14 protein-coding genes and 3 tRNA genes are annotated in these 16,151 nt (G+C 33.6%); 5 read left to right on the forward strand and 12 right to left on the reverse strand.

Annotation, left to right across the window (positions count from 1 at the left end):
- Positions 1-149: 149 nt before the first annotated feature.
- The gene (crcB, locus tag F555_RS0106425; RefSeq protein WP_018154402.1) at positions 150-521 is read right to left on the reverse strand and encodes a fluoride efflux transporter CrcB; all 372 of its coding nucleotides are present in this window, start codon (positions 519-521) and stop codon (positions 150-152) included.
- A 190-nt stretch (positions 522-711) separates the two neighbouring features.
- On the opposite strand from crcB, the gene F555_RS0106430 reads away from it, so the two are divergent.
- Positions 712-786: transfer RNA gene (locus tag F555_RS0106430), tRNA-Arg, on the forward strand.
- A 258-nt stretch (positions 787-1,044) separates the two neighbouring features.
- Here the strand turns inward: F555_RS0106430 and F555_RS0106435 are convergent.
- Complete coding sequence (locus F555_RS0106435) at positions 1,045-1,599, reverse strand: AAA family ATPase (protein WP_018154403.1); 555 nt, start codon at positions 1,597-1,599, stop codon at positions 1,045-1,047.
- 18 nt (positions 1,600-1,617) lie between these two features.
- The gene (locus F555_RS0106440; protein ID WP_018154404.1) at positions 1,618-1,821 is read right to left on the reverse strand and encodes a class III signal peptide-containing protein; all 204 of its coding nucleotides are present in this window, start codon (positions 1,819-1,821) and stop codon (positions 1,618-1,620) included.
- A gap of 257 nt (positions 1,822-2,078) precedes the next feature.
- Between F555_RS0106440 and F555_RS0106445 the strand changes: the two genes are divergently transcribed.
- Positions 2,079-4,592, forward strand: coding sequence for a DUF5814 domain-containing protein (locus tag F555_RS0106445; RefSeq protein WP_018154405.1), 2,514 nt, complete (start codon positions 2,079-2,081; stop codon positions 4,590-4,592).
- A 31-nt stretch (positions 4,593-4,623) separates the two neighbouring features.
- Here F555_RS0106445 and F555_RS0106450 read toward each other — a convergent pair whose 3' ends face one another.
- The 3 genes from F555_RS0106450 to F555_RS0106460 all read right to left on the reverse strand — a co-directional run bounded on the left by F555_RS0106450 (position 4,624) and on the right by F555_RS0106460 (position 5,816).
- The gene (locus tag F555_RS0106450) at positions 4,624-5,466 is read right to left on the reverse strand and encodes a DUF2334 domain-containing protein (RefSeq protein ID WP_018154406.1); all 843 of its coding nucleotides are present in this window, start codon (positions 5,464-5,466) and stop codon (positions 4,624-4,626) included.
- A 188-nt stretch (positions 5,467-5,654) separates the two neighbouring features.
- Positions 5,655-5,727 (reverse strand) — tRNA-Gly (locus tag F555_RS0106455).
- A gap of 16 nt (positions 5,728-5,743) precedes the next feature.
- A tRNA-Gly gene (locus F555_RS0106460) sits at positions 5,744-5,816 on the reverse strand.
- 304 nt (positions 5,817-6,120) lie between these two features.
- Here F555_RS0106460 and dnaG point away from each other — a divergent pair.
- The 3 genes from dnaG to F555_RS0106475 all read left to right on the forward strand — a co-directional run bounded on the left by dnaG (position 6,121) and on the right by F555_RS0106475 (position 9,341).
- Positions 6,121-7,461, forward strand: a complete 1,341-nt coding sequence (dnaG, locus tag F555_RS0106465) for a DNA primase DnaG (protein WP_394296280.1) — start codon at positions 6,121-6,123, stop codon at positions 7,459-7,461.
- 27 nt (positions 7,462-7,488) lie between these two features.
- Positions 7,489-7,770, forward strand: coding sequence for a UPF0058 family protein (locus tag F555_RS0106470; protein WP_018154408.1), 282 nt, complete (start codon positions 7,489-7,491; stop codon positions 7,768-7,770).
- Between the two features lie 293 nt (positions 7,771-8,063).
- Complete coding sequence (locus F555_RS0106475; protein WP_018154409.1) at positions 8,064-9,341, forward strand: UbiD family decarboxylase; 1,278 nt, start codon at positions 8,064-8,066, stop codon at positions 9,339-9,341.
- A 24-nt stretch (positions 9,342-9,365) separates the two neighbouring features.
- Here the strand turns inward: F555_RS0106475 and rplJ are convergent, their stop codons facing one another.
- From rplJ to F555_RS0106505, 6 genes are all read right to left on the reverse strand, one after another.
- Complete coding sequence (gene rplJ / locus F555_RS0106480; RefSeq protein WP_018154410.1) at positions 9,366-9,887, reverse strand: 50S ribosomal protein L16; 522 nt, start codon at positions 9,885-9,887, stop codon at positions 9,366-9,368.
- Positions 9,888-10,070: 183 nt separating this feature from the next.
- The gene (gene engB, locus F555_RS0106485) at positions 10,071-10,778 is read right to left on the reverse strand and encodes a GTP-binding protein EngB (RefSeq protein ID WP_394296281.1); all 708 of its coding nucleotides are present in this window, start codon (positions 10,776-10,778) and stop codon (positions 10,071-10,073) included.
- A 58-nt stretch (positions 10,779-10,836) separates the two neighbouring features.
- Positions 10,837-12,162: a glycoside hydrolase family 57 protein gene (locus tag F555_RS0106490; RefSeq protein ID WP_018154412.1), complete on the reverse strand. Its 1,326-nt coding sequence runs from the start codon at positions 12,160-12,162 to the stop codon at positions 10,837-10,839.
- A gap of 127 nt (positions 12,163-12,289) precedes the next feature.
- The gene (locus tag F555_RS0106495) at positions 12,290-14,314 is read right to left on the reverse strand and encodes a glycoside hydrolase family 15 protein (RefSeq protein ID WP_018154413.1); all 2,025 of its coding nucleotides are present in this window, start codon (positions 14,312-14,314) and stop codon (positions 12,290-12,292) included.
- Positions 14,315-14,467: 153 nt separating this feature from the next.
- The gene (locus tag F555_RS0106500) at positions 14,468-14,680 is read right to left on the reverse strand and encodes a winged helix-turn-helix domain-containing protein (RefSeq protein ID WP_018154414.1); all 213 of its coding nucleotides are present in this window, start codon (positions 14,678-14,680) and stop codon (positions 14,468-14,470) included.
- Between the two features lie 234 nt (positions 14,681-14,914).
- Positions 14,915-16,090 carry a glycosyltransferase family 4 protein gene (locus F555_RS0106505; protein ID WP_018154415.1) on the reverse strand — a complete coding sequence of 392 codons (1,176 nt, stop codon included), beginning with the start codon at positions 16,088-16,090 and terminating at the stop codon, positions 14,915-14,917.
- Positions 16,091-16,151: the final 61 nt, after the last annotated feature.

Here is a 16,151-nt window from a genome sequence, read left to right on the forward strand (position 1 = left end):
AAATTCTTTGAATTTTTGTCGAGTCGAAGCGAATTTCAAAAAATTCGCTGACTTACGAAAACCTGAAAGGTTTTCGTTAAGACTCACGAAACCTTCGGTTTCGTCGAGTAGTGAAGGTGAGTTACAAAAACCTAACGGTTTTTGTTCAATCACCCAAAGAGAATAAAAGAGAATGCTCTCCCTAAGTAAATCATAAAGAGGCATCCAAATAGGTTCAAAACTATATTTAACCCAGATTTTATTATATACCCATGTTCGATCAATGAAAAGGTTTCATAACTAAACGTTGAAAACGTTGTTAAGGCCCCACAGAATCCTGTGATAATAAACAACCTCGATTCTGGAGAAATTTGAAAAAACATTGAGGAATACATAATAATGCCTACTAAAAAACTCCCTATAAGGTTTACCATCATCGTTCCAGTTGGCAACCCAAATTTTGTAGGCAATATACCACTTATTAAATATCTAAGCATTGCTCCAAAAAATCCTCCAATACCTATTAATAGAAGTTCTCTCACCTAACCACCATAGTAGTAAATGACTTAAATGTGCATATCCCATTAAAAAGTTATTATTGTGACTAAAATATTTATATACTAAATAACACATATGGCATATGGTATCTTTTAAATAAGGAGCTCATAGAAACATAATGCAATAAAATATCCATGCAGTAGTTTAAACATGAAACATGGTATATCTATTTTTGGGCCCGTGGTCTAGCCAGGATAGGACGCAGGGCTTCGGACCCTGTAGTCGGGGGTTCAAATCCCTCCGGGCTCGCTTTTTTTATATTATAGTAACTTTTGGATCCAACCCAAAGCTTTAAAAAAGCTTTGATGCAAAAAGTTTCGTGAGTTCGACGAAACTTCGGTTGGACGATTAAGCTTTCAGATTTTGGGATCCAACACTTTTAAAAAGGGTTGGGATGCAACCTCTCGACGAAACCGAAGGTTTCGTGAGTCAGTAAATCCTTCGGATTTGCTTCGATTTCTAAAGGTTGGGTGGTAATCCCTCCGGGCTCACTTTTTTACTTATTTGTTAAGTTTTATTTTTTATTATTTCAGCCAAGGTTTTTTCCAATTCTTTCAGATATTCTTCATAGCTACCTTCGTTTATAATCATGTAATCAGCCAGCGATATTACCCCACCAATGGAGAATTCTATTTCTCTCATGTCCCTTTCAACAAATTTTTCCCAATCTGCTGTATCATCTTTCCTATTCCTTTCCATTAGTCGGTTAAATCTAGTTTTTGGAGAGGAATGAATTGCAATTATTTCAAGAGGATAGTGTTTTTTAAAATAAATAACTTCATGAAGACTCCTGATTCCTTCAATGATAACGATATCTTCATCCCTATAATGTTCTTCAATGTATTGGATACATGGGATTGCTACGGCCTCTTTTCCGTACATTTCCCTTAATTTTATCGCCGTGTTTCCAACATTTTCAGGGTTTAATTCTAATCCTCTCTTTTTTGTTTCATGTCTAACTACGTCACCCATAGAAACTACTTTTATCCCGTATTTTTCAGCTATTTCTTTTATTGCACTCTTTCCAGAGCCTGGCATTCCTGTAATCCCTATTAGCTTCATGTTATCCCCTATAGTTAATTAATCCACTGTTTGAAGGTTTTCCATTGTAGCATTGTAGGTTTTGTTTATGCTGTTTATATGGAGTTTTTGAACTTCTTTTGAACTTGAAATCATATAATATCCTAAAATTGCAGCGGCAGCGACTAATGCAAGTATAAGAATAGAAAATTCTAAACTAAGCTGCCCTCTAGAAGAAAAAAGTTTTCTTATCAATAACGACATTTTCACCACCCTATTGGAATATATGCTCCCAAACTATAGTTTATCTCTACTATTTAATACATATAATTTTATTAAAAACCAAGATATGGGATTGTTAAGAATAAAAATTCATTAATTATTAAAAAAATTATTACTCATTGAAAGATATACGAGATGAACTAATATATAACATTTTATAACTTTTATACCTTTTATTTAATCAGTTTCTTAGTCAAAACAAATAATGGAAAATATTAGTAAATACTTTGGTGATTATCATGCTTATCATGCGGAAATTAAAAAAGAAAAAGGATGAGATTGAAATTGTGGATTTAACCGATGAAAAAACGTACTATGGACTTTTGAGAAAGGCGGGAAACAGGACGGTTTTTTATAAATGTAGAGAAGAAAAGGAAAACAATGTAAAACCTATCCAGCCGTCGAAGCTCCTGAATATTATCAGAAATAGTAAGTTACTTTTAAGTAAGGACGAAGAATCATTAAAACTTGAAGAATTTTTAAAGCAAAATAACCTAAAGTATGGATATATAGAGCTCTGTCCGTTCTGTATTATTAAGGGAAATTATAATGAGATTAAGGAGAAATATCGTCTTTATAACAGCGAAGTCTGTCTTGAATGTGTGTTAGATGAAATAAAAAATGAGATCGACATTAACGAAGAGTTCATTAGAAAGCTTTTAAGGAGATTTAAAGATGCAAATAAAGTACTAAGTCTTTTTAAAACAGCCAATCCACTGGATAATCCTGACTTAACTAAATACGATGTTTTAACGAGTAGTGAAGAAGATAAAATTGAGAACTACAAGGTAGATGAGCTCCCAATACCTGATGAACTAAAAGAGGTTATAGTTGAGAGAGGTATAAAAGAGCTCCTTCCAGTTCAAACTCTTTCAGTGAAGGGAGGACTTCTAAAAGGAGAAAATCTAATAATAACATCGGCAACTTCTTCAGGAAAGACTTTAATCGGAGAACTTGCAGGTATAAAGAATTTAATTGAAGGTAAGGGAAGGTTTCTATTTTTAGTACCTTTGGTGGCACTGGCAAACCAGAAGTATCTTGAATTTAAAGAACGATATGAAAAAATAGGCTTATCGGTTAGTTTAAGAGTTGGAACAGGTAGATTATCTGAAGGTAAATACTCGGATATTAATACCGATATAAATTCGGATATTATTGTAGGTACCTACGAAGGAATAGATTTTATGATTAGGTCTGGGAAGTTGAGGGATATAGGTACCGTAGTAATCGATGAGGTTCATTCTTTGAATATGGAAGAAAGGGGAGCTCGATTGGATGGTTTAATAGGTAGGCTTAGACATCTGTTCAAATGTCAAATGATCTATCTATCTGCTACAATAGGTAATCCCGAAGAACTTTCAAAGAAGTTAGGTGCAAACGTGGTTATCTACAACGGCAGACCTGTTCCACTTGAGAGGCACCTTATTTTTGCGAAGAACGAATACAACAAACTTAATTTAATAAAAGATATTGTCAAAAAGGAATTTAACAGTAGGTCAAAATATGGTTTTAGAGGTCAGAGCTTAATATTTACTTACTCAAGAAAGAGGGCAGAATACATCTCCAACTTTTTGAATACAAAGGGCATAAAAGCTGACTACTATCACGGTGGGATGGAATATTCCAAAAGAAGAAAAGTTGAGGACGATTTTTTAAATCAAAGAACCATGTGTGTAGTAACCACCGCAGCTCTTGCAGCAGGTGTGGATTTCCCTGCATCCACGGTAGTTCTCGAAAGTTTGGCCATGGGTGGAGATTGGTTAAATCCTTCTGAATTTCAACAGATGTGTGGAAGGGCTGGAAGAAAGGGAATGCATGACACAGGAAAGGTCTATATGCTTGTTGAGATTGGAAGAAAATACCACGCTAAGATGGAATTAACAGAGGATGAAATTGCGTTTAAACTTTTAAACTCAGAACCTGCAGATGTTTTTATCGAGTATAATGAAGATGAAGAATTGGAGCAAGTACTGTCAACAATATCCTCCATTCAAAGATACAAGAAATCAGTTGACAAATGGGAAATAAATAAAGTTCCACTTATGGGACGAAATTTAGATTTGGATTATGTCCTTGAAAAACTGGATAGTTATGAGATGATAAGCCTAAACTACGATGGCGGTAAAAATAAAAATATACGTATTACAAAGTACGGTTATGCTACGGCAGTGTCTTTTCTTTATCCAAAAGATGCTGAAAATATTAGAAACAATTTAAACATGGATGTTATTGATTTGGCAGTTCTAATATCTCCATTTGAAAGCATATACGTTCCAAACAATCTTAAAAATAAGCTGTCCAAAGTTATCAATTCAAACATTCCTACAAAGTTTGTAGATGCCTTTGAAATTATAAAGGAAAACTTTGAAAAAATAAAAGACAGAGCTCTGAGGGATGAGGTAACATTATGGATGATTGAATTTGATGGTATGATTGAGGAGGATATAATACGCCATATTTCAAAGAGTATCCTTAATTTAAGGATGAATAAAAAAACACCACTACAAATCTCAAGAATACTTTATGAGAATTTCAGGCTTCAAACTTATGTTGGGGATATTTATTCCTATTTAGAAAATACAATCAAAATTTTGGATGCTATGGAAAGGATAGCATACATATTTAATGAGAATAAATCAGCTGAAACTGCCAAAATAAAAAGAAAGATAGAAAATCCTTATAAAAATCAAACATCTAAAAAAGTTAAAGGTAACAAAAGCAACAAAAACAATGGCAGAAAAACAAAAAAATAAATTAATTAAAATAAATATAAAAATCTCTTTTTTACATTTTTTCAGTTTCATTTAAAAATTTATCTAAAAATATTGGCCCCCCACCATAATTAACAACACCAGGATGCATCGAGATATAGTATGGGATTTTATTCTTGGATGCAATATAGTAGTCCAATTTAGCTTTTTTTAGATACGATTCTACACTGTGATTTTTAAGATACCAGGTATATTCATGATTTGAAATTTTCTTGGTAGTGCCGTTTGGAAGGATAATTTTGTCAGTTAGTATTATTGTATAGTTGTTTTCTGTAAGTATTTCTATGGATTCGTTGCTCAATGCCCATGCAGGCGGAAGAAATAGTGTCGTATTGTTAAAACCACAATCTCTCATAATAATAGTTGCTTTTTGAAGTTTATCTAAAGCCATATTTTTTGGACATTTAAATTCATGGTATGTATGTTTGTATCCATGAAGCTCAATCCTATAGCCTCTTTCTTTTAATTCGTGGAGATAATCTACAAATTCTTTATTTTTTCTTAAATCCCATTTTCCGTCATATGTCATGTTTTCAAAGTCTGGAATCACGAATAAAACTGTACTTCTGCCATAATTGTGTTTATCGATAATTTCTACAATTTCTTTTAGCTCATCGAAGTAGGGAGGAGACACATCATGCACAAGTAGGATAGGTTTTTGAGATTCATGTTCTGTATTATCTGTAGTGCTGTTTATGTAGCTGCTATTTTTAGCGTTTTCAATGTTTTCAGAAGGAATATCGTCGTGATTGTTGTTTCCAAAATCAGCAAACTGTCCCAGTGTCGATAAAATAACCAAAGTAACTGAAGATGCTAAAAATAAACTGGCATATTTTTTATATTTTAAAAACCTCATATTCCCCCTCAGATTTTTAATTTTGTTTAAAATAGCCTAAAAATTAGCCACCTATTCACATTTTTTGAATGAATATCATTGCATAATTGATATAATTGAATATAATAAAAAAATAGTAGTTAAAATATATATTATTTTATATTATCCATATATATAAACTTATAAATATAACCATCTAAAATAAAAAGTGCGCCAGTCGGGATTTGAACCCGAGTTACTGGCTTGGAAGGCCAGAGTGATACCAGGCTACACCACTGGCGCACATAAAATTTTTCAATGCGGCCTCCGGGATTTGAACCCGGGTATCGGCCGTGGCAGGGCCGTATGATACCAGGCTACATCAAGGCCGCTATGTTTCCTTCTATTTTCCCCGTTTCAAGGGCAAACAATAGAATGTACTATCTCATATATAAACTTTTCGGTTGTGTGATTTTATGTCATTACCATTGTTCTATCATCGTGTTCTATCGTCCACAAAGGTACTAGATGGTTAATAGATCATTATTTATATAAAAAGACGATAATCTAAAATATTATCAAAACGAATATTTTGGTATATGAGAATCTAGGTTTGTGAGGCGGGTAGGTTTATAAGTTTCAGGAGGTTTATTTATGGATCTAGGTACTACCAAATATATTATTTATGCAGAGCTCATGGCTGATGGATACGTAGAAAAACATGATGTTATAGGGGCAATATTTGGGCAGACAGAAGGGTTGCTAAGTAGTGAACTTGATTTAAGAGATCTTCAAAAAAGCGGAAGAATAGGAAGAATAGATGTTGAACTTGAAAATGTGAACGGGAAGTCCTTTGCAAAGATAACACTTCCATCGAGTTTAGATAAAGTTGAGACATCCATACTTGCAGCAACATTGGAAACAATTGATAGGGTCGGACCCTGCCTAGCAACTGTTAAAGTAACTTATGTTGAAGATATTCGTGTTACAAAGAGACAGTACATAACGAACAGGGCAAGAGATATTTTAAGGTCCCTTATGGACAATATGATGGATACCTATGAAATTACAGAGGAAATAAAAGAGCAGATACGGACTGAAGAGATAATAGAGTATGGTGACGAAAAACTTCCTGCAGGACCTAACATTGATTATTCTGATGCAATAATTGTGGTTGAAGGAAGGGCAGATGTTTTGAATCTCTTAAGATGTGGAATAAAGAACGTTATTGCAGTTGAAGGTACCTCGGTACCTAAGACTATAGTGGAGCTCTCAAAAAAGAAAACTACAACTGTATTCACAGATGGGGATAGGGGCGGAGAGCTAATATTAAAGGAATTACTTCAAACATGTGATGTTGACTGTATTGCAAGAGCTCCGCATGGAAGAGAAGTTGAAGAGCTTTCTAAAAAAGAGATAGTAAAGTGTTTAAGATCAAAAATACCTGTTGAACAGGTGTTTCATCCAGGTAGCGTTATTAAAGATGATATTCTAGGCAGTATTGCAGAGGAATCCCCTGCGGAACAAAAACATGAAAAATCTTCAAGTCATGGGTGCGTACAAACAGAACATGGCGAAAGCCAAGGGGTTTCACCCAATTCAGTCGCTGATACTCAAGATAATATAAATCACATAAGTCATATTGAAAACTCAGTTGAGACTTCTTGCCAAACTGGGGAGAAAAAATGTACGCCGGCCCAAGATATTGCAGTTTCCGAACCAGTGGATAGAATTAAAACTGAGAAAACTGAGAAAAACAAATTTGATAATATTAAATCTGCTGTTAGGGAAGTTATGGGGACCAGTATGGTAAAAGTGATAATTAATGGGGATGAGGAAATTAAGGATCTTAAGGATATATTAAATAACATAAAAAATATAGATAATATGGATTTCCTCGTTGTAGATGGGCCAATTACTCAGAGAATCGTTGATTTACTTTATGGAAAGACACCCCTTATAGTAGGGAGGGAAATAAAGGTTACTAAAAAACCTGTGGATTTAAGATTGTTTTCTTTTGACGAAATACTAGCTTAATATTTTTATAACTTTTTGGGTGGTTGCATGCATAAAGATGAGCTCATCCAGTTACACCAACTTTTGGTTTATATGAGAAAAAATTTAAATGGGAAGTTTAGTGAGGATTTTGCAAAGTATGATGAGTTGAATATTCATCCTCATCACATTCATAGAACAAAATCAGAACATACCTATGCCATATTTTTACTTTCAAGTAGTATCGCAAAGATACTTTCTGAAAATGGAAATGTTCCAAGAAGTGTGGCGAGTAGGTTAAAAGATACTGGGGAAAAGGTAGGTAAGGAAATCGCCAGGAAAAAGAGATAGACTCGATTGAAGTATTTAGGGTCTAAGAACCTTACTACATTCTCTGTAGTCATAGTTGAAAAGCGTGATTTGCTATTTTTACGAATATATAGTACGAGCTTCTTTTAAGTGTTTTATGTATATTTATATACTATTTTAAAGTATAGTTGTTTATAGGTTTATAAATCTAATAAATTATGATTTTTGTAATTTTTAGAGGATGTTTTAAATTTTATTAAATTATTGAATGTCTATATGTATCATGACGTAAACGTAAACTGCTATATACTAAACTGTAAATGATAGGTGGTTATATGTTAAGAGAGCTAATAGATTCAATTGATAAAGTAATGGTGGAAAAATCTACTAAAAAATATGGAGTTTCAAGGATTTTAAAAGAAAACGATGGAAAACCAGTTTATATAAAAGATGTAAACGGTTATGAGGTTATTGGTAATCTTTGTACTAGGGAAGTTATTGCAAAGAGCCTAGGGATAAATCAGGAAGATTTAATGAAACACATGATTAAAGCCATGGATAATGAAAAGAGTGGAGAATTGGTAGTGGATGATGACCTAAATAAATTATACGTTAAAGATGATTTGGAAAAGATAAACGAATATCCAATACCTACATACTATGGCAAAGATGCAGGACCTTATCTAACTTCTGGGGTAGTTATAGTCAAGGATAAAGAACACGGGATAAATGCATCAATACATAGAATTTTAGTTAAAGAAGACGGTAGTTTAGTAATAAGAATGGTAGAACAGAGACACTTGCATTACATCTATACAAAGAATATTGAAAAAGGAGACGTTGATGTAGCAATTGCCATAGGTGTTCATCCTGCAGTGCTTTTGGCAGCTTCCACTTCTGGAGATATATCATTCAATGAGTTAAAGTATGCATCAGCGTTAATGGGAAAACCTTTAAAATTGGTTAAATGTGAAACTGTAGATTTAGAAGTTCCTGAAGCTGAATTTATAATTGAGGGAAAGATAACGAAAGAAATGGATGATGAGGGACCATTTGTTGATATAACCGGAACATACGATATAGTTAGGAAACAACCAGTAATAAAAATCACATCCTTGAGAAGGAAAGAGAAACCAATTTTCCATGCTTTACTTCCTGGAGGGACTGAACACAAAATACTTATGGGGCTACCTCAGGAACCAAGAATTTACAAAGGGGTTAGAAACACAGTTCCATCAATCAAAAATGTTGCCTTAACAGAAGGGGGATGTTGCTGGCTTCATGCCGTAGTTTCAATTGAGAAGAAAACAGAAGGGGACGGTAAAAACGCCATACTTGCTGCACTTGCTGCACATCCAAGTTTAAAACACGTTGTAATTGTTGATGATGATATTAATATCTACGATCCAAACGATGTTGAATATGCAATTGCAACAAGAGCTCAGGCTGATGAAGACGTTATAATAATTAAAGGTGCCAAGGGTTCATCTTTAGACCCTTCTGCAGATCACAAAAATAAATTAACAGCAAAAATAGGTATTGACGCAACCATAAGTTTTAGAAAAGGTAAAAAAGAGTTTATAAGAGCTGAAGTGCCTGAAGAAGATGAATAATAAATAAAAAATAATTTATATTATTTAATTTTTAACTAATTCTGCTCCTTTTCCTATTTCTATTTTACATGCTGTAGGGAGCTTCATAGCACTTCTTCTTAGAGCTTCTTTAGCATCTTGAACTTTGTCAGGGTTTACGTATATTGTAATTATTTTTTGACCTTTTTTAACTCTTGCAGCGGTTCCAACAGGTTTACCGAATGCCAATCTCATACCATCGGAAATCCTGTCTGCCCCAGCTCCAGCAGCCATCTTGTTTTCTCTTAAGATTTGGTGTGGGTACACTCTTATTTGGAATTTGTATCCTGTCCTACCACATTTACTTAAAATGTACTTGTTTCCTGCGATCCTTGCTGATTCTAATGCGTTGTGTCTTATTTGAACATCGTTTTTAGATACTAAATGCACTTCTACAGGGAAGTCGTAGCTTAAGTTACCCATTATGTAGTGAACAACTTTTGGCTGAGGTACTCCTCTTACGTATTCTTTTCTTGTATATGCTTGTTTATCTGTGCTTCTGTAACATCTACCTGGTCTTAGTGCCATAATATTCCTCCATAATCCGTCGTGTTTAGTATAAAAAAACTATCTTAGAAAACTAATTATAACTCTATCTAATAGTATATAAATCTTTCTTTGTTTATTTCTTTTCTGTTATTGTTTTTGGTATTATGGTGAACAGGCCCGGTATGGGCTCAATTATGGTCGTTCTGCATTCTGCAGTAAGTGTTAATCATCCGCAGAACGGCCAGATTTAGTTGATGACCTGACATGGTAATTTATTTTATTTTTTACAGCCTCTAAACCAATTTCATTTTTTAAAATCGTGGGAACAACAAAATCCAACCACTGTCTCCACGGTGGAAGATATCCTAGTGTCTCAACTATTTTATCAAGATGACTGTCCCACTGATTTCGTTTGATTTTATCCATCTTATTTACAACCAATATTGGGTTGAGTTCCAATTCAGTTAAGAAGTCGAACATTTCAATGTCTATTGGTATTTCTCCTCTCTTATCCCATCTTTCAACTATTTCAAGGAATGATTTTGCATCGATTATTAGAACTGAAGCTACAATAGATTTTTGATTATCCTCAATATATCTTATTATTTCATTTTTTATCTGTTCTTGAGCTGTTTTATCAAGCCCATGCATATATCCAAATCCTGGCAGGTCAACCAATAAATAGTTTCCTAAATCGTATTCTCTTATTTTCAATGTGACTCCCGGCTTTTTTCCAACTCTAACGCTTTTTCCAGTCATTAGTCTTACAAAAGTGGATTTACCAACATTAGAGCGTCCTACTGCTATCACTTTGGGCTTATTTTCATTTTCGTTTCTTTTCGGGTTTATCATCTTTTTGAATTTTTCAATGTCAAAATCTTTTTCTGTGTTTATTCCAACCATTTTACCACTTTCCGTGTTTTGTGTTATATAAAGATTAGATAAAACTAAGTTTATATCCATGCTTTAATTTCAATTCTTAGGGAGGTTATTTATGGTTTTTGTATTTTAAATATTTTCTTAAAATAGGTTCGATCATTAGGTGGTTTTTAAAGTCATACATTACATCTAAGTATGCTGCATAAGCGTCAAATGGACTCTCAAAATGGCTGAAGTAAGAATGTACATTCATGTCATTGAAACCTTTTGTGCACATGTAATATAAATTATCACTTGTTTGAAGGTTTTTATATATTTTGTATTCTAAAGTCTCGACGAAACCTTTGGGTTCGTGAATCGACAAATTCCTTTCGGAATTTGTCTCGATCGGTGAATTTTTTGAAATTTGCTTCGATTTTTCAGGGTTTTCTTTATCTTTCATTGACATATATCTTCCAAGATGTTCTCTTATCTCTTTTAATTTACTAAATGAAAGTTGCTGCATTCTATTGCCTATCCATGCACTTACATCTCTTTCAGTATCTGCCCAAGAAATGGTTGAAAACTCATGTACATCAATATTTCCCCTCGGGATGCATCTTTCCAAGATCTCAGAAGGGGTGGCATATTCTATATGATCGTATTTTTGGAGCTCTTGGGGAAGATGTCTTAAAAATTCAAATATTCCCGTATCTTTCCATTGGTGTTCCCCAAATGTTTCATAATCCATATAAAGGTTTATGCAGTCTCCAGGAGTTTTTGAAAGCCATGTTGCATATTTATCTGCAGTTAAGGGATATTCTTCCCAATCTTGACAAGAAAACCTAAATCCTATATCATCGCTTAGTTTATAATTTCTTAATAGGACTTTTAGTCCACAGAGTGCATTATAAACGTAATTTGGAGATTTCCATCCAAGTATTCTTTCAGTACCTTCTGTAAATATGCCTTTAAATCCTAAATCTTTGATAGTTTCTGCTATTTTGTTGTTGTATATTAATTCAGTATTTCTGAAAACCTCTGTTTTATAACCAAATAATTCTTTTATCATTTTTTGGTGCAGTTTTATATCTTCCCTAAACTCACCATGGTCTTCAAAAAAGCTTGAAAGGGAGTGGTGGTATGTTTCTCCAATGAGCTCTACATTTCCAGTTTTTACCAGATCCTTAAATAAATCTAAAACCTCATCGTTAAATTCCATGGCTTGTTCTAAAAATACTCCAGTTATGCTGTAGGATACTTTAATGTCATATTCATCAATTAAATCGAGAATAGTCCTATTTGCGGGTATATAACACTTATTGGCTACTTTATTAAAAATATCCTTGTTTAAATTCGTATCAATATACCGTTCCCATAAATTTTTACAACCAATATCTACAGATTTCTTCAATCTATGTGGTTGGTGCACTTCAAAGTTAAAAGAAACCAACATAATATCCTCCGATCAAAGTTATAAGATTAAATAAATAAAAATATGATAGTTATTTAATTCAAAGTATGCTTAATTTTCCTAATTTTATTTTCTACAAACAAAGAACAAGATACATTTTCCAATCAAATTAAGGTATTAATATATCAAAGTTACCATGGATGGCAATTATGACCATTGCATGTGACCACCCAAGTGGAATTGCAGATATCGGAGCTCCAAGATCTTTGTGAACCTGTTCTGGAAATAGTTCATTAAAGTTATACTTTAAAGTCCAATCAAACAAATTGTTACATTTTTGGGCATAAGTAAGGAGTGTGTCGGAACTAGGGGTTTCATCTGACTTTTCACCATGGTTTTCAATGGACCCTATAATTGAGACAAAATCCTTAAGGTCCCCTGAAGAATCAGGGATTTGATCAGAATGTATGGCATTTTTACCATGTTTAGATAATGATTTAATCAAGTTTTCATAGTACATATGGAGCCATATTGTGGTTATTATCCAAGGATTCCCTCCGAAATAAACATCTTCAGGGTACCTTCCTATACCTCCAACCTTATACTTAAACGCATTTTCAATTTGGTTGGCGGTGCTAATCATTCTAGGGTCATCAACAGGTACCAAATTATATGGAAAACTGAGCCCTAAAATACTAGCATCTAGAGCTTTGTCCAATGGATCCAATGATTTTGCAAATCTATTTTCATCTTTTAAATAAAGCCTATCTACCATTTCGTTTTTAAGGAAGTCCATGCTCTCTTTCCAATTTTGGATATCGTGTTCTTCCTTGCCCAGTATTTTACAAATGTTGTAGGCAGATTTTAATCCTCCATAAATTGCGCCAAGTGTGTATGCGAATACACCATATTTTTCTTCCCATAAATCATAGCTTGGTGATGGTGGATTGGCAACACTACTTAAATAATCCCCTGCTTTTTTAATCATTTCCCAATATCTGTTCAGGAATAATTTGTCCCTAGTTATTCTATAATGTACAAGTGCGGCCCAGATTGTAGTACCAACTTGGTCAATTTGAATTGCCGTAAGCCTTGGATTTCCTTCTACGTAGTAGTTTTGAACCCATGAGCCATCACTATTTTGTGTTTTTTTGCACCATTCAAAGTATTTTTCGCTTATTCCATGCTGACCACATAGGTCAAGTGCGACGGCCATATAACCTGCGTCCCTACACCATACATATCTATAATCTGGATAGAGTGATGGTGATGCAATTATTCCACCATTATGATCACAAAGGAGTAAAATGGTTAATAGGGATCTTTTACAAATAGCTTCATACTGTTTTATTCTTTTTAAATTTGAAATATTTGCGTCGTCTTTTATATGTGTTAAATCTTTAAAGGCTTGATTTGAATTGCATAGACTATTCGCAGTGGTTTCAATCATGTTCTTCCAGTATGCCATTGTAAGATCATATATGTCTGCGTGATTGGTTATAACTATATTTAGTGTATCCAATAAATTCATAATTTTGGTATAATCCCCACCATACTTATCTGCAAATATAAATATTGAGACTTTCTGTTCCTGATTTGGACTCAACTCAAGGTCCCAACCCAGTGCGCTATCTGTGATTAGGCCTTCAGCACTATCGTATTCCTTTAAAATACCATTTTTGAGATCATTTAGGGCACTACTCTCGGATGACCTAACACCACATTGGTATGAAGATACTTTTTTATTACTGCCGATACAAAAAACATAATTCTTATCGTATTTAATAATGCACTCCCTGTTCTTTCTATACTTTACAGTACTTACTTCAGGAATTTCTCCCATTCTTAAATTTTCATAAAAAAACAGTTTTAAATTCTTTTTTTCGCTGGATTTGTTTAATATTGATATTTGCTTAATTATCGAGTTATGGGATATAGGCACGTAGTCCTTTGATTCTATTAGAAAATCCTCGTTTTCATATGATGTTTTCAATATGTTTGTATCTTTTAAATAGTTCTGATTAATATCCCAGGAATTGTCCCAATTCCATTTCAACTTATTATCATAAAATATGGCAAATGATGAATCAAAAATATGTTTCTCATGCCCCAAATGTGGAAAAAATATGTATTCCAAAGAGCCTGAGTCATCAATCTTTGCGAGGATTTTCCCATTCCCAATAATTCCTACCATGCTAACCACTCGTTAATTTTTGGACATATTATATAATTTATTACATTAATTTGCTTTGTAAATATGGGGTCATTATGCAATAAATTTAATAAATATTTATAACATCATTGCAGAACGACAATATTCGATCATGTAACTGTAAATCAACTGAAATTATTTAAGACTTATAATCCATTTTCTATTATCACGTATTACATTTATTTTACCTTCTCTAGCAAGCCATCCAATAGCCATTATAACAATATTTTCATTACACCCTCCTTTTTTCAAGGTTTTTGTTAGTGTTGTGAGGTTTTTTTCGCCCCCCTCTAAAACATGGTAAATTTCACCGGCAGTTTCGCCTATTTTACCCCACATTTCCTCCATAATTTCACCTCATGTGAAGTACAGTCATACAAAGTAGAGTATTGAAACGAACGAAGTAGTTTCGAGCTATGAAATCCCCGATTTTCGTTCAATCATATCCTCGATGTGGGCCGTACAATTCTTAATTCATTTTTCTTCTTATTAAACTAAAATTTCCTAAATTTTTAATAAAAATTTAGTAATATAGAATATATAACTTCATTTGTTGAATACTAAATTATGGTTTTAATTTTATTAATATTTTGTCATTTCTGAAACTTTATGATATACGTCAACTGTATGGTTTGCAATAACATCCCAACTATATTTTGTATATGCATCATGTTTTGCATTACTTACAATATACTCTTTAAAACCCCAATCTGAAAGAACCCTATTTACACCCCATGCAATGGAATCAGGATTTTCTGGATAAACCCAAACTCCATTGTGTTCGTGTTGAATAATTTCACTCAATCCTCCCACACTACTGGCTACTACTGGGGTACCAGCCGCCATGGCTTCCAAAGCCACAATTCCAAAAGGCTCATAAACAGATGGTATAACACAAATATCTGCACATTTGTATAATTTCTTTAAAGAATCTCCATTGGTAAATCCTAAAAAAATAACTCTATCTCTACATCCTAGCTGGGAAGCTATACCTTCTAAGTAATCCTTCATATCTCCAGTTCCGGCAATTACAAGTTTTGAATCAGGATGACTATTGAGTATTTTAGGAAATGCTCTAATTAAATATTCTACACCTTTTTGATAAACCAATCTTCCAACAAATAGTATCATTTTTTCATGAGGGTGTACTCCCAAATTCATTCTAAATTCATTCCTATCGTAGTCACTTAAAGGAATGTCAAATTCCCAAGGGTTTATTCCATTGTAAATAACATTCACTTTTTCCCAAGGTGTGTCAAATGCACCACATATTTCGCTCTTTATTGAATTACTTACAGTTATAACTGCATGGGATTCGTATGTGCTCCACCATTCTATATCATTAATGGCCCGTGAGTCTTCAGAATGAATTCCTCCACATCGTCCCCGCTCTGTACTATGAATGGACTGTACGTAGGGTTTATTAAAAAGGTGTTTTATGTTTGTTCCAACAAATGATGTCATCCAGTCGTGACAGTGGATCACGTCGTAGTTATTAATTCCCAACATACCCAATTTCTTTTCCATAAAGTTTGCCATAAATGTGGCCCAAGTTAAGAAATGATTATGTCCTATAGGTTTTACACGATAAACATTAACTCCATTGATATTTTCATATTCTGGTAGTTCATAACCTACTGTTATAACATCAACTTGATGTCCATTTCTAACAAGCGCTTCAGCAAGGCCTCTGCAGTGTACTGACAGCCCCCCCACCATGATTGGAGGATATTCCCAAGTTACCATGGCTATTTTCATTTTTTCACAACTCTTAATTATATTGCCCTGTCGTCGAATATCGGGTTAATATTATTTTATA

It is taken from the genome of Methanothermococcus thermolithotrophicus DSM 2095 (assembly GCF_000376965.1).
Classification (GTDB): domain Archaea; phylum AGJL01; class Methanococci; order Methanococcales; family Methanococcaceae; genus Methanothermococcus; species Methanothermococcus thermolithotrophicus.